This window comes from Methanothrix sp. (assembly GCA_029907715.1).
Classification (GTDB): Archaea; Halobacteriota; Methanosarcinia; order Methanotrichales; family Methanotrichaceae; genus Methanothrix_B.
The window spans coordinates 96,555-114,405 of record JARYLI010000005.1; the positions used below are offsets into that span (position 1 = coordinate 96,555).

A 17,851-nucleotide genomic window follows, 5' to 3' on the forward strand; every position below is an offset into this window, starting at 1 on the left:
GCATTCATTCGTCGAAACGAACGCATAGCATGACCCCTGCTCCTTTGGGCAAGTCATCAAATGGATAAGAGCGAACTTACATTGTCAATCAAGAATAAATAAGTTGTTATGAGGTGATGAGCGTCCATTTTTTCCTTACTGGTGTGGAACTGGCTAACGTGGTCGGTTATGATCTGTTCCACCATGCGCACGTTTCCGTATTCAGCGATTAAACTCCGTACAAGCCCGATACTGTGATCTGCAGTCTCCTGATTCGTCTATTCCAGCAAGGATAAACCTCGAACTGTCGTCCAGAAGAGCGCAGCTTCTTCCCAGGGATTGCATCACTGTCATGCCAATCGATATGCACCACAGTCAAACTGTCTTTTCGCTCGTACCTGATCCATGGCTTCCTCCGACGCTTCTTGTTCGGTGTAGGATGCGCCAGGTTGTGCTTCAGAAGGACTCGGTGGATCGTGTTGTGTGGAATATGGATACCATGAACTCGATTATCTGCTCAAGACGTCTTGCACCCAAAATTTGCTCTTTGTGGACTTCGAATATCAGATCCTCTAACTCAGGATCGATCTCCTACCTCGGCCGGCCGAACTTCTTTATCGATATCAGCTCCCCCGTTCTCAGATAATGCCTCAAGACACGCTTAACCGTGGAGACGCTCACCTTCATCTCAGCTGCGATCCTTTTGTTGCTCCTGTTCTTGATCTTCTCTCGAAGTATATACCGAATCTTGCGTTCGTTCGGCTTTACTACCCTGTTACGATTTCTCACCCAGCAGGATTGGGTATATAAAGTCAAGACTTTCGGGACTAAACAACGCCACCCAGCCTCCATCAGTTTAATATACTGCTTTGTTATTGGTAGATAGTCCACCTGTTGGAGATGGGTATTTTGGCACGAGCCTGGAAGTTCGGAAACGATATCGACACGGATGTTATCATCCCTGGGCGGTATCTTGTGATAAATGATCCGGATGAGCTGGCCAAGCACCTCTTTGAGGGGATCAGGCCTGAGTTCGCGGAGAGCGTTCGACCTGGAGACATCATAGTCGCCGGAACCAACTTCGGGTGCGGTTCATCCAGAGAGCATGCTCCGCTTGCAATCAAGGCGGCCGGAGTGGAGGCGGTCGTTGCAAGGTCCTTTGCGAGGATCTTCTTCAGGAACTCAATAAACATAGGGTTGCCTCTGCTCATCTGCGCGGATGCGGAGAAAATAGATGATGGCGACTCTGTGATGGTGGATATCTCGAAGGGCATCGTACAGAACATCTCCAAGAAGGAGTCTTACCCAACAACACCGCTGCCCCCGTTTCTGCAGGAGATAGTGAGATCGGGAGGCCTTTTGAACTACACGAAGAGACAGGTGGTGAGAGCATGAATTACAAGGTACCTGTCATACCGGGCGATGGCATAGGGCCGGAGATCATAGCAGAGGGCAAGAAGGTGCTGGAGGCTGCTGCAGACAGGCACGGCTTCGGCATCGAGTGGATCGAGTATCCACTTGGCGCGGATCACTACCTAAGGACAGGGGAGCTCGTTAGCGAGGAGACGCTGAAAGAGCTGGGGCGTTATAGAGCGATATACCTCGGGGCCATAGGAGATCCCAGAGTGAAGCCAGGGGTTCTTGAGAAGGGTATCCTCCTGGCGATGAGGTTCTACTTTGACCAGTACATAAACCTCAGGCCCGTCAAGCTCCTGGAGGGGGTATGGACACCGCTCAAGGAGAAGGGCCCAAGGGACATAGATTTTGTGGTGGTCAGGGAGAACACAGAGGACTTCTACATAGGTCAGGGCGGAAGGGCCAGATCCGGGAGGAGCCACGCAGATCTCGAGGTGAAAAGAGCCCTTTACAAAGTGAAGTTCGGCCTCGATATAGATTCTGACAGCGATGAGATCGCGTACCAGATAGGAATGGTATCCAGGGAGGGATGCACCAGGGTTATCAGATACGCATTTGAACTTGCGATGCAGAGAAGAAAGCACGTCTCAAGCGTCGACAAGGCGAACGTTCTGAGCGATATCTATGGCTTCTGGCGCGAGATCTTCGAGGATGTGAGAAAGGGATACCCTGAGGTCACCACAGACTTCAACTTCGTTGATGCAATAACGATGTGGTTCGTCAAGAACCCGGAATGGTTTGATGTCGTTGTCGCGCCCAACATGTTTGGGGATATCATCACAGACCTCGGAGCGATGATACAGGGCGGCCTGGGGCTTGCGCCGGGTGCAAACCTGAATCCGGAGGGGACGAGCATGTTCGAGCCGATCCACGGCAGCGCTCCGAAGTACAGGGGCATGAACAAGATCAACCCGATCGCAACGATATGGGCAGGCGCGATGCTCCTTGAGCACCTGGGCGAGAGGGAGGCGGCCAGAGATATAGTGAAAGCAATAGAGCTCAACCTGCGTGAGGGGAGGGTCAGAACCTACGACCTCGGCGGCAGCTCCACCACATCCGAGGTGGGGGATGAGATAGCCAGGCTTGTCAGGAGCTTATAAAAGGGAAAAAGCTTTATGCATGTTTCTTTAAACATGGGGGCAGTGCAGCTCAACATTCGCGGTTCGTGGGCTCGTATGCTCATGGGGGCTCGTAGCTCAGTTAGGCAGAGCGCCTGGCTTTTAAATTTTATGGAGATACCAGGTGGCCGAGGGTTCAAATCCCCCCGAGCCCGTATGTAGCTTTTCTGGGAGGAGATCAGATGAAGCGGTTTGCCGTACAGGATCATGAGCTGGTACCGGAACACATCCTCCTCACTCCAGAGGAGGCTCAGCAGGTCCTGATGCAGTACGGTGTAGAGGCGCGCCACCTGCCGAAGATCCATGTCACGGATCCGGTGGCCAGGGAGATAGGCGCCCGGGTAGGGGATATAATAAAGATAAAGCGGAAGAGCCCCACGGCAAAGGAGTCGATATTTTACAGGCTCGTTATCGATTGAAGAGGGTGATTTAAGATTTGCTGGACAGAAGCGTTCTTTACAGGGCCTATTTTACCAAGGACAAGCTGGTGCATCACCACATAAACTCGTTCAACGAATTCATAGACAGAGGTCTGCAGAAGGTGATAGACGAGGTCAGGATAATCGAGACGAACATCGAGAACACATACGTCAAGCTCGGCAAGATCCGGGTGGAGCGGCCTGTGGTCATGGAGGCGGATGGATCTGTCGAGAGGCTCTACCCGAACGATGCGCGTCTGAGGAACCTGACATACGCATCGCCCATAAAGCTCGAGATGTCCATAGTCGACAAGGGCGAGGAGAAGGAGCCGGTCGAGGCGATGATCGGCATGCTACCGATCATGGTGATGTCCAAGGTCTGCAACCTCTGCGGAATGAGCGAGGAGGAGATGATCTCCTACGGAGAGGACCCCCTCGATCCCGGAGGATACTTCATAGTTAACGGATCCGAGCGCGTTATAATGACGCTTGAGGATCTGGCGCCCAACAAGATACTCGTCGAGTACAACCAGAGGTACGACGAGTTCATAGAGGTCGCGAAGGTCTTCAGCCAGAGGCAGGGCTACAGGTCTCTTGTCATAGTGGAGCGCGGCAAGCGATCGATACTGGAGGTCTCATTCCCATCTGTCGCTGGAAGAATAAACTTCGTGACCCTTGTCAGAGCCCTGGGACTTGAGACTGATATGGATATAGTGAAGGCAGTATCCGATAACCCGGAGATCATGAAGTTCATGCTCGAGAACCTCGAGGAGGCTGAGGTCTCTACGACAGAAGAGGCTCTGGAGAAGATAGGCAACAGAGTCGCGGCCGGCCAGGCGAAGGAGTACCAGAAGAAGCGCGCAGCGTATGTCCTGGACAGGTACCTGCTTCCGCACATAGGCGTCGAGGAGAGGGACAGGTACGCCAAGGCACTCTTCCTCTCGAGGATGGCCGAGGCGTGTTTCGAGCTCGCGCTCGGAAAGAGAGGGGAGGACGACAAGGATCATTATGCAAATAAGAGACTGAAGCTCTCAGGGGATCTGATGGAGGATCTCTTCAGGGTCGCCTTCAACAGGCTCACCAGAGATATCAAGTACCAGCTCGAGCGCGCCAGCATGAGGAACAGGGAGCTGAATGTCATCACCACAGTGAGAGCGGATGTTCTGACGGAGAGAATGATTCATCCTCTTGCAACAGGCAACTGGGTTGGTGGCAGAACGGGCGTCTCACAGCTTTTGGATAGAACGGATTACATGGCGAGCCTGAGCCATCTCAGGAGGGTCATATCGCCGCTCTCGAGATCGCAGCCGCACTTCGAGGCCAGGGATCTACATGCGACACAGTGGGGCAGAATATGTCCGAGCGAGACCCCGGAGGGCCCGAACTGCGGTCTGGTCAAGAACTTCGCACAGGGTGTGGAACTGTCAAAGGGCGTTGAGGACTATGAGGGGGTCAAGACCATGCTGATCAATCTCGGTGTGAGACCGGTAGGTGGTTATGGTGGCTGAGGCCAGGGTCTTCATAAATGGGGAGATTGTCGGGCATCATCCTGAGCCGGAGAAGCTCGTGGCCGAGATAAGGCGTCTGAGAAGATCTGGAGTGATAAGCAACCAGATCAATGTCGCATACTACGACAGGACAAACGAGATTGTGATCAACACCGACTCTGGAAGGGCGAGAAGGCCTCTGATCATCGTGGAGAACGGACGGCCACTTGTCACTGAAGAGGATATCCGGAGACTGGAGAGGGGAGAGGCGACCTTCGATGATCTGGTTCTTGAGGGGAAGATTGAGTATCTCGATGCCGAGGAGGAGGAGAATGCCTACATAGCGATCTGGGAGAAGGATCTCACAGAGGAGCACACGCATCTCGAGGTCGATCCATCCCTGATCCTGGGGATATGCACAGCACTGGTCCCGTACCCGGAGCACAACGCAAGCCCGAGGAACACCATGGGCGCTGGCATGATCAAGCAGTGTCTCGGTCTCCCGATGGCGAACTTCCGCCTGAGGCCTGACACAAGGGGCCACTACCTCCATTACCCGCAGCAGCCCATTGTGAGCACCAGAACCGCCAGTGCTATCGGCTTCGATAAAAGGCCCGCAGGCCAGAACTTCGTCGTGGCGGTTCTCGCATACGAGGGCTACAACATCGAGGACGCTCTGGTGATGAACAAAAGCGCTGTCGAGCGCGGGCTTGCCAGGTCTCACTTTTTCAGGGTCTCAGAGGCTGAGGAGAGGAAATACCCCGGCGGTCAGGAGGACAAGTTCGAGATCCCCGATCTTGAGGTCAGGGGCGCACGTGGCTCTGAGACATACGGCCAGCTCGATGCCGATGGTCTGGTGAATCCCAACGCGGATGTCGGCCCCAATGATGTGCTCATAGGCAAGACCAGCCCTCCGAGGTTCCTGGAGGAGCCGACGGAGTTCGGTATCAGCCCGCAGCAGAGGCGCGAGACCTCTGTAACGATGAGGTCCAACGAGAAGGGCGTTGTCGATCTGGTGATTCTCACAGAGTCTCAGAACGGCAACAGGCTCGCCAAGGTCAAGACCCGCGACCAGAGGGTCCCTGAGCTCGGAGATAAGTTCGCATCACGCCACGGCCAGAAGGGGGTTGTAGGTCTCCTTCTTCCTCAGGAGGACATGCCCTTCAGCGAGAGCGGCATGGTCCCAGATCTTCTTCTCAACCCGCACGCTATCCCCTCGAGGATGACAGTTGGGCACGTCCTCGAGATGATTGGCGGAAAGGTCGGTTCTCTTGAGGGGCGGTTCATAGATGCGACAGCATTCCTGGGCGAGAAAGAGGATGATCTCAGGAGCGCCCTGACAAGGCTCGGATTCGCCCACACAGGCAAGGAGGTCCTTTACGATGGAGCGACTGGCGAGAGGATACAGGCCGACATATTTGTCGGGGTGATCCTGTACCAGAAGCTATACCACATGGTCACCGGAAAGATGCATGCAAGATCGCGCGGCCCTGTGCAGGTGCTCACCAGGCAGCCAACAGAGGGCAGGGCGAGAGAGGGCGGACTCAGGTTCGGAGAGATGGAGCGCGATGTGCTCATAGCCCATGGCGCTGCTCTTGCGCTGAAGGAGAGGCTCGTTGAGGAGTCAGATAAAGTAACGGAGCTCGTGTGCAGCAAGTGTGGAGTCATAGCGGTTCATGACCGGAGAAGAAACGTGGACCTCTGCCCGGTATGCGGCACGGACTCTGACATATACCCTGTGGAGATGAGCTATGCGTTCAAGCTTCTGCTTGACGAGATAAAATCGCTGGGCGTGGCACCGCGCCTCATGCTTGAGGATGCAGTTTAGGTGATGGAATGACAGTCCCAAAGAGAATCGGAAAGATCAGGTTCGGCCTGATATCTCCGCAGGAGTTCAGGAAGATGAGCGTCGTCAAGGTGATCACGGCCGATACCTATGATGATGATGGTTTCCCCATAGAGATGGGTCTGATGGATCCCAGACTCGGTGTCATAGATCCAGGTCTTCGCTGCAGAACATGCGGAGGCAGGCCAGGGGAGTGCCCCGGGCACTTCGGGCACATCGATCTGGTGGCTCCGGTGATACACGTCGGCTTCGCGAAGCTCATAAGGAAGATACTGAGAGCGATATGCAGGGAGTGCTCAAAGTTGATGCTCTCCGAGCCGGAGAAGAAGGAGTTTCTCAGACAGATAAGAACACTTGAGGATCTCGGGCAGCCCACAGAGGACGTGGTTAACAGGGTCTTCTCAGAGGCAAGGAAACACAAGGTATGCCCGTACTGCGGCGCCCCCCAGAAGGAGATCAAGTTCGAGCGGCCGCTATCGTATATAGAGGACGGACACAAGCTCACGCCCTCTGATATACGAGACAGGTTCGAGAGGATCTCAGACGAGGACATAATGGTCATGGGGATGAACCCGGAGACTGCGAGGCCCGAGTGGACGATTCTCACAGTGCTGCCTGTGCCCCCTGTCACGATGCGCCCATCGATAACGCTTGAGAGCGGACAGAGGAGCGAGGATGACCTGACGCACAAGCTCGTTGATATAATAAGAATAAACCAGCGATTCCAGGAGAACCGCGAGGCAGGTGCGCCGCAGCTGATCATCGAGGACCTCTGGGAGCTTCTCCAGTATCATGTCACGACCTTCCTGGATAACACGGTCTCAGGGGTGCCTCCGGCCAGGCACAGAAGCGGCAGGCCCCTCAAGACGCTGTCCCAGAGGCTGAAGGGCAAGGAGGGCAGGTTCAGAGGCTCGCTCTCCGGAAAGCGTGTCAACTTCAGCGCGCGAACAGTGATCTCCCCCGATCCAAATCTCTCGATCAACGAGGTGGGGGTTCCGATTGAGGTTGCAAAGGAGCTCACGGTTCCGATAATGGTCAACCCCAGAAACATCGAGGTCGTCAGGAAGTACGTGATGAGGGGGCCCGATAACCATCCAGGCGTCAATTACGTGACACGCGCCGATGGAAGGAGGGTGAAGGTCACCGAGAGGAACTGCCAGGAGGTCGCGCAGCAGCTCGAGGTCGGCTGGAAGGTGGACAGGCAGCTTGCAGATGGCGACATAGTTCTCTTCAACCGGCAGCCCTCGCTCCACAGGATGTCGATAATGGCGCACAGGGTCAAGGTCATGCCGTACAAGACCTTCAGGCTGAACCCAGCGGTATGCCCGCCGTACAACGCAGATTTCGATGGAGACGAGATGAATCTGCACGTGCCGCAGACCGAGGAGGCAAGGGCAGAGGCCGAGATCCTGATGAGGGTTCAGGAGAACATCCTCTCACCCAGATTCGGCGGCCCGATCATAGGCGGGATACACGATTACGTCACGGGAAGCTTCCTGCTCACCCACAAGGAGCGCAGGCTCAATAAGGACAGACTCATGGAGGTTCTCAAGAAGCTTGATATAAGCGACATCCCTGAGCCTGCAGGATATGACGAGAACGGCGATCCGTACTGGACAGGAAAGCAGATATTCAGCCTGATACTGCCGAAGGGGCTGAACCTCACGTTCAAGGCTGACTTCTGCAGCAACTGTCCTGTCTGCAAGGGCGAGGATTGCGAGAACGATGCCTACGTGGTGATACGTAACGGCGTTCTTCTAAAGGGGACGATCGATGCAGAGGCTGTAGGTGCCTTCAAGGGGAAGGTGATCGATCGCATAATAAAGGAGTACGACCCCGGGGTTGCAAGCCAGTTCCTGGACAGGATGACACTTCTGGCGCTCCGTGGGATCATGCTCGCTGGCTTCAGCTTCGGCATCAGCGACGAGGATGTGCCCAGGGAGGCTGCAGAGCAGATCCAGGACGTCACAAGATCCGCGAAGGAGAACGTTCAGAAGCTCATAGAGGCATACAGGGCGGGAGAGCTTGAACCGCTTCCAGGACGCACGCTCGAGGAGACCCTGGAGATGCGCATAATGCAGACGCTGGGCAAGGCGAGGGATTCTGCAGGTCAGATAGCGGGCCGTTACCTTGGACTGGATAACAGCGGCGTGGTCATGGCGGTCTCCGGAGCCCGCGGCTCGATGCTGAACCTAACACAGATGGCAGCATGTGTTGGACAGCAGTCTGTCAGGGGCGAGAGGATAAAGCGCGGCTACACGGACAGAACCCTTCCGCACTTCAAGCGCGGAGATCTGGGCGCAGAGGCCCACGGCTTCGTCGAGTCGAGCTACAAGAAGGGTCTATCGCCGACGGAGTTCTTCTTCCACGCGATAGGCGGCAGGGAGGGTCTTGTGGATACTGCAATAAGGACCTCCCAGAGCGGCTACCTCCAGAGGCGCCTGGTAAACGCACTCCAGGATCTGGAGGTGAACTATGACGGCACCGTCAGGGAGACCCGCGGCATGATCGTCCAGTTCAAGTACGGGGAGGACGGGGTCGATCCGTCAAGAAGGGACTATGCCAGCCCCGATAACGTGCATCGGATAATCAGAAAGGTCCTCGCAGGTGAGAACGCATGAAGCTGCCAGATGCATGGCGTAAAAGGATAGAAGAGCTCGATCTGCCGATCAGCCTCAAGGAAGCCCTGATAAACGGCCTGGAAGAGGCTGAGAGCGTGACCGATGAGCAGTTCGAGACGATCATCAGAGAGGTCGTCGAGGATTACGAACATGCGAGGGTCGAGCCATGCGAGGCCGTGGGCGTCGTCGCGGCCCAGTCGATCGGCGAGCCAGGCACGCAGATGACGATGCGCACGTTCCACTACGCAGGCGTTGCGGAGATCAACGTCACCCTCGGTCTTCCGAGGCTGATAGAGATCGTCGACGCACGCAAGATCCCATCGACGCCGACGATGACCATACGGCTGCTCCCAGAGTACGCCTCTGATCGCGACATGGCGAGGGAGGTCGCATGGGCGATCGAGGCCACATCGATCCTGCATCTGGGCTCGATAGCCACAGATCTCGCGGAGATGAACGTGGTCATAGAGCTCAATGAGGACGCCATGGCACAGCGGAAGATCACGGCCGAGGAGGTGGCGGAGAAGCTGGGGGTGGCCACTGGTCTGGCTGTTGATCAGAGGGGAAACACCATCATAATGGCGCCTGAGGAGCCATCTTACAGGGAGCTCCTGCAGCTGGTGGAGCGCATAAAGAAGGTCACGCTGAAGGGCGTCGATGGTATAAAGCGCGTGGTCATACGGAAGGAGGGAGACGAGTACGTCCTCTACACGGAGGGCTCCTCCCTCAAGGAGGTCCTGGAGTTCGAGGGCGTCGATCCCACCAGGACCAAGACGAACAACATTAATGAGATATGCGAGGTCCTCGGAATAGAGGCAGCTCGCAATGCTATAATCAACGAGGCTACCGAGACCCTCCGCGAGCAGGGCCTGCAGGTCGATGTCAGGCACATCATGCTTGTTGCCGATATCATGACCTGTGACGGCGATGTGAAGCAGATCGGCAGACACGGCGTATCAGGAGAGAAGGCGAGCGTCCTCGCTCGCGCTGCCTTTGAGGTCACCGTGAACCACATACTCGATGCCGCGATCCGCGGTGATGTGGATGACCTCAAGGGCGTCACCGAGAACGTCATAGTCGGCCAGCCGATCCAGCTCGGAACCGGAGATGTCCAGCTGGTAGCAAAAAGGATTGATGAGGTAGTTCGATGATAAATATCGATAGAGCACTCAGGAGTTCCATAAGAACCGGTAAAGTTGTGCTCGGCTCCAACAGATCCCTGGAGCACGGTATCAGGGGAGACGCAAAGCTCATAATATACGCTTCGGACTGCCCGGAGCACGTGCGCCAGAAGCTTCGCAGCCTTGAGGTTCCGGTGTATGCATACCAGAGCTCTGGAAGGGATCTGGGCGCAGCATGTGGAAAGCCATTCCCGGTAGCCGCCCTGGCTGTGATCGAGCCCGGGGACTCTGAGATCATGGCGCTGCTGCGGGAGATCCGGGGTGTTGCGAATGAGTGAGTTCAAGCTCACCACAGAGGGGATCAGATACATAGCGCTCTTTGAGAGCCTCACTGGCGGTATGGCAAGGGACTGCATCGTTGACGAGGAGAACGACAGAATAATCTTCGTCATACAGAAGGGCGATATGGGAGCCGCGATCGGCAGAAAGGGGAGCAACATAAACCGCGTCAAGAAGTCCATTGGAAAACAGATAGAGATAGTCGAGTACAGCGATGATGTAAAGGAGTTCCTGCAGAACCTCTTCCAGCCGGCGGATGTCAAGAACATCATGGTGGTCAACAAGAACAACAAGCGATTGGCTTATGTAGAGGTAGCCAACAAGGACAAGGGTATTGCCATAGGGCGGGACGGCCGAAACATACTTAAAGCCAAGATGCTGGCACAGAGGCATCATGGCGTTGATGATATAATCATACAGTGAGCGGCACAACGCCCTGAAAGAGCGCTATCATAAATTCACGATCAACGGTGATTAAATGGGAATGGGAATCAATGCGGCCAGGAAGATGGAAGATGACTGGAAGAAGCTGAGGTGGAGCGATCCACATTACTGCAGGCGGGCTCTCGGCCTCAAGGTCAAGGCAGATCCTCTGGGCGGGGCCCCCAGGGCAAGGGGCATCGTTCTGGAGAAGGTGGGCGTCGAGGCGAAGCAGCCGAACTCAGCCATACGCAAGTGCGTCAGGATACAGCTGATAAAGAACGGCAGGCAGGTCACGGCATTCTGCCCCGGCGATGGTGCCATAGGGTTCATAGACGAGCACGACGAGGTCATCGTCGAGAGGATCGGCGGAAGAATGGGGAGGTCGATGGGCGACATACCTGGCGTGAGGTTCAAGGTCGTCGCTGTGAACAATGTCTCTCTCGAGGAGATGGTCTCGGGCCGCAAGGAGAAGCCGGTAAGGTGATCTTGTGAAGGTATTTGGCAAATGGGATGCATCTGAGGTGGAGATCCCGGATCTGAGCGTGAAGGGCTACATCAACCTGAAGCCGAGGGCTGTGATGCACACCGGCGGCAGGCATGCGAAGCAGCAGTTCAAGAAGTCCGAGCTTCATGTGGTCGAGCGTCTGATCAACAAGATGATGAGGAAGGAGAAGAACACGGGCCAGAAGCAGACCGCATACAGGATAGTCGAGGAGGCCTTCGATATAATCCATTCGCGGACGAAGGAGAACCCGCTCTCCGTCCTGGTCAGGGCGATCTCAAACGCTGGACCGCGTGAGGAGGTCGTCAGGCTCAAGTACGGCGGAATCACTGTTCCAAAGGCAGTGGATACCGCACCTCAGAGACGTGTCGATACCGCGCTGATGCTCATAGCAAAGGGCGCATGGCAGGCATCATTCAAGAGCAAGCGCTCCATTCAGAGCTGCCTGGCAGACGAGATAATAGCTGCTGCAAACTACGACGTGAAGAGCTTCGCTGTCAGCAGGAAGGACAGCATAGAGCGTGTGGCAAAGGCCGCCAGGTAGATCTGGCTGCCGCTCTCACGCCACCAGCAGCGCAAAATCAATCGCCTTGTTGAATTTCAGCGTCGCACCCTTGGAACATCCGCGGGGCATTCGAAGTTTAGGGGCCATATTATCACTTTGCGGTGAGCGTCAGATCCGCCATCCTTTCCGGATGGGTGTAGATGTTCATCCTCTCCCCGCGGACAAATCCTATGAGTGTGATCCCCGCAGCATTTGCCATCTCAATGGCAAGACTGGTCGGCGCGCCCCTGGATGCGAGGATCGGGATCCCTGCGCGCGAGCACTTCAGAGCCAGTCCTGAGGAGATGCGGCTTGTCAGCAGGACGAACACTCTCGAGAGATCGATGCGCTCGAGCAGGCAGTGGCCTATGGCCTTGTCCATCGCGTTATGCCTTCCTATATCCTCGGCCATCCATGCCGTGCCATCCTCCGCGAAGACCCCAGCGCGGTGGAAGCCACCGGTGATCCTGTGAGCATCTGAGTCGAGAAGCATGCGCATCGCGCGGAATATGGCATCTCTGCCCACCGAAAACCATTCAGTCTTTTCTGCATGCTCTTTGCACTTCTGCTCCATCGCTCTGCGAAGGGTCACATTTGCCCTGCGACCCTCAATGTGCATATCAGCGATCTCCTCCAGCACCCCAACGTGGCCCTCCGATAGAAGGTGGCCGGCGATGAACTCTCTGATTTGGCATGGGCTCAGCGATACTATCCCAAGCATATCTCCATTTACACACAGCTCGATCTGGATCTCCTCAGCGACCGCATCCCGCACCACTGAGTGGCTCAGGCTGTCAACTCTTATGCATGTGCATTCCTTTATCATATTCCCCATCTCTTCAGGAGATTTGCAGATATAGAGGTGTCCTCCAAGCAGCTCATCGGGGCCCGCCGGCCGATAGGTGATGCGCGATGACTGGCGCGTTGCACCGGTGGTCGCTACGGCTGAGGCACATCTTCTTAAAAGATGCGGCATACTGGTTGATGGAGGTGATGATGGCGCAGCCCATCATTAGACTGCGCCGGTTCCATGGAGCATGCCATAGAGACCAGAGGACTTGTGAAGAGGTTTGATGGCCTTGTAGCTGTCGATGACGTGAACCTCTCCGTGAGACGGGGAGAGATCTTCGGCCTGCTGGGCCCGAACGGCGCGGGAAAGAGCACGATAATCAAGATGCTGACCACCATGCTCAGGCCAACTGAGGGAGAGGCGTATGTCTGGGGCCACCACATCGTGCGCGAGAGGGATGCGGTGAGAAGCTGCATCGGCGTGGTCTTCCAGGATCCGAGCGTCGATGGGAAGCTCACAGCGAGGGAGAACCTGGATTTCCACGGCAGGATGTATGGAATGCCGGGAGCGATGAGGAAGAGAAGGATCGCGGAGGTTCTGGAGCTTGTGGAGCTCTCCGACAAGGCGGATGTGCTCCTCGAGGAGTTCTCGGGCGGCATGCGCAGAAGGCTGGAGATAGCCAGAGGGCTGATGCACAGGCCGCATGTTCTCTTTCTGGATGAGCCGACGCTTGGCCTGGACACCCAGACCAGGCGGTACATCTGGGATTACATCAGGAAGATGAACGGGGAGGAGGATGTCACTGTTGTGATCACAACACACTACATGGAGGAGGCAGACAACCTCTGCAATCGGGTTGCAATAATCGACCATGGCGGGATTGTGGCTCTCGACACCCCAATGTCCCTGAAGAGCATGATCGGCACCGATACCCTGACCCTGGAGGTGAGGGATGGTCTGGAGCGGCTCCGCGATGTCCTGATGGGGCTCGAGTGGGTTCGCTCATTCGACGCGAGCAACGGATACGTCAGGCTGAGTGTGGATTCGGCCCAGTCGAGGATCCCGGAGGTCGTGCTGGCCGCGTGCCGCGCTGGCGTGCGGATAAAATCCGTTAGCGTCCACGAGCCGACCCTGGAGGATGTCTTCCTCAGGTACACAGGCAGGAGCATGAGGGACGAGACCGGAAAGGGCGATCTTGTAAGAGCTTTGATGAGGAGGTAGCATGAGAGCGTTCGATCCGTACGCGATATACAGCCTCTGGCTGAGGGAGATGATACGGTTCTTCAGGCTCAAATCCAGGGTTGTGGGATCAATAGCCCCGCCGTTCTTCTTCCTGGCGTTTCTGGGAACAGGCTTCAGCGGCATGGCATCCCGGGTTCCCGCAGGTGTGGACTACATCAACTATCTCGCACCAGGGATAATAGGCATGACACTGCTCTTCAGCTCAACGTTCGCGGGGATGTCGGTTCTCTGGGACAGGGAGTTCGGCTTTCTCAGGGAGATAATGGTCGCGCCGGTGACGAGGCTGTCGATAGTGCTGGGAAGAACTGCAGGGGGCGTGACCCAGGCCGTGCTCCAGGGCATCATAATACTGATACCCGGTATAGCGATGGGCGTGAAAATAAAGGGGCCAACAGGACTGATTCTCTCAGTTGCGCTCATGGTCCTCATATCCGCGACGTTCATAGGAGTAGGTCTAGCATTCGCATCCAGGATGAAGGACATGTCCGGATTCGGCCTGATAATGAACTTCATGATCTTCCCGGTATTCCTGCTATCAGGGGCGCTCTTCCCTGTGCAGAACCTGCCAGAGCCGGTCAGGGTCCTCTCCTACATCGATCCACTGACGTATGGGGTTGATGCGCTGAGAGGCTGCCTCGTTGGCGCGAACTCGCTTCCCATCGTTATTGATACGCTCCTCCTCGCAGGGTGCTGCGCAGCGACCATGGCAATAGGGGCGTACCTGTTTGAGACGAGCGATGTCGATTAGCGCAGCCTCTTCATGGATCCGATCGCGTTTATGCCGTATTCCAGGATCGAGGGGTAGATGCCGGGCCCGAACTCCATGTCATACGGGCTCTGGAAGTTCGGCTCTCTGTAAAGACGCCAGACGCCACTCAGCACGACCATCGATCTGGGCGTCGCGTTGAATGCGCTGTCCGCTCCGACATCGGAATCAAGCTCGAATATGTGCTTGTGGGCGCCCCTCTGGTTCGCCTCCGCGAAGAGCACAGCCTCCGACGGCCCGCCTGTGCCGGCTGCGCCAGATCCTCCCACCATGCTCTGCAGGTCGGATACACCAGGACCAAAGCTGCCCGGCATCATTATGTTCCGCTGCGCGCTGACGCATAAAAGGCCGATCAGGACTGCCACGCAGAAAGTAAGCAATATTTTGTTTTTCATATTATTATCACCACCCTCTCGAAGAATTTCTTTTTTTATTCAGTCATACATTTTCTGGAGAGATATTGCGATAGAGGATATATTAATATCGTTTGAGTGTTTTGCGGGTTCGTGTGCTCTCATCAGATCAACAGCATGTGAGCCACAGGGTTTATGAGGTATCCTGCCGTTGATCGGCGATTCCTGAGATGCGTTGAATGGATCGAGCACACGAACTTTTGCGGAGGATTCCGGGAAGGGAGATCCCTGGATGGATGTGAACGAACTCTCCAAAACCCGCATGCGACCGTAGAGGCGTACCGGGATGATGGGGTCTTTGGTTGTGTTCCAGCCAGAGACGAATCTGCACAGTGAGTTCAGGTCATGATCCACTGAAACAGCTCCCGGACGGTCTTCTGGAAGGGAGGGGGACTGCGTCTCTGCACTCCTGCTGTAGTTTTGAGGCGACTTCAGATTCGCGGAGGATCTCGCCAGGAATGCCGGCTCCACGCACTTCTTCAGCTCCTGCGACCCTCAAGAACGAGGATTTCTGCCTTCGATACGATTCGCTCGCTGAAGCCACAGGGTGCAGTCGGGAGCTTTTGACGTCCTCAGACAATGCCAAAAGCGTTTGAGGTCTTCGATGAACAATTTGCGTGATCTTCTGCCTCAAATATCATACGGATGCAGGTCGTGGGCCTTGATCGAACGGGGTTTCGGGAACCAGCATGCACTGGCAATGCACCATAGATCACACGAGGCAGCATTCAGCTCATCTCAATGGTATGCGTGGATGCGTCATATACCACTCTTAAGATCTATTCTCACTTATTCTTGGCAGGCCAAAAATACGTGCGATATATGCAGATTCAGTTTCTACTTATAGAATATCAGTTTCTTGACTACTACAATTACCATTATCTATATATATTTTAACATCATTGTTTCTAATCATGAGATTAAGGGTTGTGAGCTCTAAGAAGGAGATACCAGACCTGAACCGGAACGAGCAGGTCGTCCATCTCGCATTCAGGGCCTCCAACATGGACGTCATGAACCTGGTCAGGACGTGCCCGCGGCTCAAGGCAGTTCAGATTCCTCCATCTTACTATCAGACGATGTCGAAGGCAGCGCAGCAGTTCCTGGAGCTTCAGGGGATAGAGATCCTCAAGGGCGACGTCTGGGGCCATCGCAAGGACATAGACGAGTACTACTCCGTGAGCGAGAAGGTCATAGATCGAATAGCCTCGCTCATGGCTGAGGGCTACAGCATCGATGAGACTGTGAAAAAGGTGCATCGCGAGACGAAACTCTCCGAGGACCTAATACGCTATCTCCTGAAGGAGCAGGTGATGGCCTGAGCGGGCCACCACCATAGTTTTATTTCTTGAAGTGAAATTCCCGCTCATGGAGCTGGAGCGCCTGATCAGGGACTTTCTGGTGCGATCCCGGCGCGACCTCAGAGCGCAGCTCGAGGCCAAGTATGGTCTGGATCCCGATGAGATCGATGAGATTCTTGATCGCATGATTCAGAGGGTTTACGGGCCCGCGCTCAGCCTCGCAGAGAGCCTGAAGCACGGCCGCGTCGCGCTCTTCGTGGAGCGGGAAGGCTGCCCGGTATGCAGGGATGCCGCGCCAGAGCTGGAGCGTTTCCTAAATGACCACCCGGATTTCCGCTGCATCAGGCTTGAGTACTCAAAACCAGAGGGTCTCATCTACCACATCCTGCACCAGGAGGAGAGCGGCAGGCTTCCGCTTGTCGCTTTGGTATCAGACGGCACCGTGATGATGCTCGAGACAGGCAGCGCCAGATCGTTCGCGGAGTATGAGCACGCAGCGAAATGCGAGGGCCTGTGCGAGGTCAGAACGCCTGGCAGGTCAGTCGGTCACAGAGTTTAGGTGGGAGGGGCTTTGACGCTGATAGTTCTCAACTTCAAGACCTACAGGGAGGCGACAGGAGATTCGGCTGTCGCCCTCTCAAAGATATGTGAGAGCGTAGCATCTGAGTATGGTGTTGATATCGCGGTTGCGCCGCAGGTCGCTGATATAAGAGCGGTTGCAGCCGCTGTGAGCATACCGGTTTATGCGCAGCACGTCGATGGCGTCGGCTTCGGCAGCTTCACAGGGCATATCACGGCTGCCTCCGTGAAGGCGGCAGGAGCATCAGGCTCTCTCATAAACCATTCGGAGCGCCGGCTCAGGCTTGCTGACATCGAGGCATCTCTCAGGGCATGCCGAGCAGAGGGTCTCAGGTCGATAATATGCACGAACAACGTCGCAACAACAAGGGCAGCTGCAGCCCTGCAGCCGGATTATGTCGCTGTGGAGCCGCCAGAGCTCATAGGCTCCGGGATACCCGTCTCCAAGGCAGATCCTGAGGTCGTCAGGGGCTCGGTCGAGGCTGTCAGGGCCATAGAGAAAGATGTCGGGGTGCTCTGCGGCGCAGGAATCACCCACGGCGATGATCTCAGAGCAGCTCTTGAGCTCGGTGCTGTGGGCGTGCTTCTGGCCTCGGGGATCGTGAAGGCGAAGGACCAGCGTAAGGCGCTCGAGGATCTGGTAACCGGGGTTTGAGATCATGACCATATGCGTTCGCGTCAGGGTCTCAGGAAGGGTTCAGGGCGTCGGCTATAGGTACTACACCACAACCCACGCCAAAGCGCTTGGAGTTAAGGGCTGGATAAGAAACCTCCCCGGCGGTGGCGTTGAGGCTGTGCTTGAGGGGGAGCGGAAGAGCGTCGGCGAGCTTCTCGGCCTGATGAAATCAGGGCCATCTGGCGCGATGGTCTCTGGAATGGAGATCGCGGAGCTCGAGTGCAAGGGGTATGATGATTTCAGGATAATCTACTGAATGCAGGGGTGGA

The 17,851-nt window shown here is 55.8% G+C and carries 20 protein-coding genes and 1 tRNA gene; 18 read left to right on the top strand and 3 right to left on the bottom strand.

Going from position 1 to position 17,851, the window contains the following annotated elements; all coding sequences use genetic code 11:
- Window positions 1–570: 570 nt before the first annotated feature.
- Window positions 571–768: a helix-turn-helix domain-containing protein gene (locus tag QHG98_05015; protein MDH7597090.1), complete on the bottom strand. Its 198-nt coding sequence runs from the start codon at window positions 766–768 to the stop codon at window positions 571–573.
- Window positions 769–879: 111 nt separating this feature from the next.
- On the opposite strand from QHG98_05015, the gene QHG98_05020 reads away from it, so the two are divergent.
- From QHG98_05020 to QHG98_05075, 12 genes are all read left to right on the top strand, one after another.
- The gene (locus QHG98_05020) at window positions 880–1,374 is read left to right on the top strand and encodes a 3-isopropylmalate dehydratase small subunit (protein ID MDH7597091.1); all 495 of its coding nucleotides are present in this window, start codon (window positions 880–882) and stop codon (window positions 1,372–1,374) included.
- Window positions 1,371–2,495 carry a 3-isopropylmalate dehydrogenase gene (locus tag QHG98_05025; protein ID MDH7597092.1) on the top strand — a complete coding sequence of 375 codons (1,125 nt, stop codon included), beginning with the start codon at window positions 1,371–1,373 and terminating at the stop codon, window positions 2,493–2,495. The genes QHG98_05020 and QHG98_05025 overlap by 4 nt, the downstream gene beginning before the upstream one ends.
- Before the next feature lie 85 nt (window positions 2,496–2,580).
- Window positions 2,581–2,668 (top strand) — tRNA-Lys (locus QHG98_05030).
- 27 nt (window positions 2,669–2,695) lie between these two features.
- A complete protein-coding gene (locus QHG98_05035; protein ID MDH7597093.1) occupies window positions 2,696–2,932 on the top strand; it encodes a DNA-directed RNA polymerase subunit H in 237 nt (78 codons plus the stop codon).
- A gap of 17 nt (window positions 2,933–2,949) precedes the next feature.
- Window positions 2,950–4,440, top strand: coding sequence for a DNA-directed RNA polymerase subunit B'' (locus tag QHG98_05040; GenBank protein MDH7597094.1), 1,491 nt, complete (start codon window positions 2,950–2,952; stop codon window positions 4,438–4,440).
- On the top strand, window positions 4,430–6,247 hold the full coding sequence (gene rpoB, locus QHG98_05045) for a DNA-directed RNA polymerase subunit B (GenBank protein ID MDH7597095.1): 1,818 nt from the start codon (window positions 4,430–4,432) through the stop codon (window positions 6,245–6,247). The genes QHG98_05040 and rpoB overlap by 11 nt, the downstream gene beginning before the upstream one ends.
- Window positions 6,248–6,255: 8 nt before the next feature.
- Complete coding sequence (locus QHG98_05050; protein ID MDH7597096.1) at window positions 6,256–8,886, top strand: DNA-directed RNA polymerase subunit A'; 2,631 nt, start codon at window positions 6,256–6,258, stop codon at window positions 8,884–8,886.
- On the top strand, window positions 8,883–10,037 hold the full coding sequence (gene rpoA2 / locus QHG98_05055) for a DNA-directed RNA polymerase subunit A'' (protein MDH7597097.1): 1,155 nt from the start codon (window positions 8,883–8,885) through the stop codon (window positions 10,035–10,037). Before QHG98_05050 ends, rpoA2 begins: the two co-directional genes overlap by 4 nt.
- Window positions 10,034–10,345 carry a 50S ribosomal protein L30e gene (locus QHG98_05060; protein ID MDH7597098.1) on the top strand — a complete coding sequence of 104 codons (312 nt, stop codon included), beginning with the start codon at window positions 10,034–10,036 and terminating at the stop codon, window positions 10,343–10,345. Before rpoA2 ends, QHG98_05060 begins: the two co-directional genes overlap by 4 nt.
- A complete protein-coding gene (locus tag QHG98_05065) occupies window positions 10,338–10,769 on the top strand; it encodes a NusA-like transcription termination signal-binding factor (protein MDH7597099.1) in 432 nt (143 codons plus the stop codon). Before QHG98_05060 ends, QHG98_05065 begins: the two co-directional genes overlap by 8 nt.
- 55 nt (window positions 10,770–10,824) lie before the next feature.
- Window positions 10,825–11,253: a 30S ribosomal protein S12 gene (locus QHG98_05070; protein MDH7597100.1), complete on the top strand. Its 429-nt coding sequence runs from the start codon at window positions 10,825–10,827 to the stop codon at window positions 11,251–11,253.
- Window positions 11,254–11,257: 4 nt separating this feature from the next.
- Window positions 11,258–11,815, top strand: a complete 558-nt coding sequence (locus tag QHG98_05075) for a 30S ribosomal protein S7 (GenBank protein MDH7597101.1) — start codon at window positions 11,258–11,260, stop codon at window positions 11,813–11,815.
- 112 nt (window positions 11,816–11,927) lie between these two features.
- On the opposite strand, the gene fdhD is transcribed toward QHG98_05075, so the two are convergent.
- The gene (gene fdhD, locus QHG98_05080; GenBank protein ID MDH7597102.1) at window positions 11,928–12,641 is read right to left on the bottom strand and encodes a formate dehydrogenase accessory sulfurtransferase FdhD; all 714 of its coding nucleotides are present in this window, start codon (window positions 12,639–12,641) and stop codon (window positions 11,928–11,930) included.
- A gap of 234 nt (window positions 12,642–12,875) precedes the next feature.
- On the opposite strand from fdhD, the gene QHG98_05085 reads away from it, so the two are divergent.
- Together QHG98_05085 and QHG98_05090 are read left to right on the top strand one after the other, a co-directional pair.
- A complete protein-coding gene (locus QHG98_05085) occupies window positions 12,876–13,826 on the top strand; it encodes an ATP-binding cassette domain-containing protein (GenBank protein ID MDH7597103.1) in 951 nt (316 codons plus the stop codon).
- Between the two features lies 1 nt (window position 13,827).
- A complete protein-coding gene (locus tag QHG98_05090) occupies window positions 13,828–14,595 on the top strand; it encodes an ABC transporter permease (GenBank protein ID MDH7597104.1) in 768 nt (255 codons plus the stop codon).
- Here the strand turns inward: QHG98_05090 and QHG98_05095 are convergent.
- Window positions 14,592–14,978: a beta/gamma crystallin-related protein gene (locus tag QHG98_05095; GenBank protein ID MDH7597105.1), complete on the bottom strand. Its 387-nt coding sequence runs from the start codon at window positions 14,976–14,978 to the stop codon at window positions 14,592–14,594. The two genes, QHG98_05090 and QHG98_05095, sit on opposite strands and share 4 nt — an antisense overlap.
- 962 nt (window positions 14,979–15,940) lie before the next feature.
- Here QHG98_05095 and QHG98_05100 point away from each other — a divergent pair.
- The 4 genes from QHG98_05100 to QHG98_05115 are packed head-to-tail and all read left to right on the top strand — an operon-like array spanning window position 15,941 to window position 17,838.
- Window positions 15,941–16,348 (top strand): DUF1699 family protein, encoded by a 408-nt coding sequence (locus QHG98_05100; GenBank protein MDH7597106.1) that lies wholly within the window; start codon window positions 15,941–15,943, stop codon window positions 16,346–16,348.
- A gap of 46 nt (window positions 16,349–16,394) precedes the next feature.
- Window positions 16,395–16,886 carry a hypothetical protein gene (locus QHG98_05105; protein ID MDH7597107.1) on the top strand — a complete coding sequence of 164 codons (492 nt, stop codon included), beginning with the start codon at window positions 16,395–16,397 and terminating at the stop codon, window positions 16,884–16,886.
- Between the two features lie 12 nt (window positions 16,887–16,898).
- Window positions 16,899–17,561, top strand: coding sequence for a triose-phosphate isomerase (gene tpiA, locus QHG98_05110; protein MDH7597108.1), 663 nt, complete (start codon window positions 16,899–16,901; stop codon window positions 17,559–17,561).
- Window positions 17,562–17,565: 4 nt separating this feature from the next.
- Window positions 17,566–17,838, top strand: a complete 273-nt coding sequence (locus QHG98_05115; GenBank protein ID MDH7597109.1) for an acylphosphatase — start codon at window positions 17,566–17,568, stop codon at window positions 17,836–17,838.
- The last annotated feature ends 13 nt before the right edge of the window (window positions 17,839–17,851 follow it).

Excerpts from the sequence above, each read along its gene's own strand:
- QHG98_05065 (MDH7597099.1), top strand. The coding sequence starts at position 10,338 with ATGAGTGAGTTCAAGCTCACCACAGAGGGGATCAGATACATAGCGCTC.
- rpoA2 (MDH7597097.1), top strand. The coding sequence starts at position 8,883 with ATGAAGCTGCCAGATGCATGGCGTAAAAGGATAGAAGAGCTCGATCTG.
- QHG98_05025 (MDH7597092.1), top strand. The coding sequence starts at position 1,371 with ATGAATTACAAGGTACCTGTCATACCGGGCGATGGCATAGGGCCGGAG.
- QHG98_05090 (MDH7597104.1), top strand. The coding sequence starts at position 13,828 with ATGAGAGCGTTCGATCCGTACGCGATATACAGCCTCTGGCTGAGGGAG.
- rpoB (MDH7597095.1), top strand. The coding sequence starts at position 4,430 with ATGGTGGCTGAGGCCAGGGTCTTCATAAATGGGGAGATTGTCGGGCAT.
- QHG98_05060 (MDH7597098.1), top strand. The coding sequence starts at position 10,034 with ATGATAAATATCGATAGAGCACTCAGGAGTTCCATAAGAACCGGTAAA.
- QHG98_05020 (MDH7597091.1), top strand. The coding sequence starts at position 880 with ATGGGTATTTTGGCACGAGCCTGGAAGTTCGGAAACGATATCGACACG.
- QHG98_05050 (MDH7597096.1), top strand. The coding sequence starts at position 6,256 with ATGACAGTCCCAAAGAGAATCGGAAAGATCAGGTTCGGCCTGATATCT.
- QHG98_05100 (MDH7597106.1), top strand. The coding sequence starts at position 15,941 with ATGAGATTAAGGGTTGTGAGCTCTAAGAAGGAGATACCAGACCTGAAC.
- QHG98_05115 (MDH7597109.1), top strand. The coding sequence starts at position 17,566 with ATGACCATATGCGTTCGCGTCAGGGTCTCAGGAAGGGTTCAGGGCGTC.
- QHG98_05035 (MDH7597093.1), top strand. The coding sequence starts at position 2,696 with ATGAAGCGGTTTGCCGTACAGGATCATGAGCTGGTACCGGAACACATC.
- QHG98_05105 (MDH7597107.1), top strand. The coding sequence starts at position 16,395 with ATGGAGCTGGAGCGCCTGATCAGGGACTTTCTGGTGCGATCCCGGCGC.
- QHG98_05070 (MDH7597100.1), top strand. The coding sequence starts at position 10,825 with ATGGGAATGGGAATCAATGCGGCCAGGAAGATGGAAGATGACTGGAAG.
- fdhD (MDH7597102.1), bottom strand. The coding sequence starts at position 12,641 with ATGATAAAGGAATGCACATGCATAAGAGTTGACAGCCTGAGCCACTCA.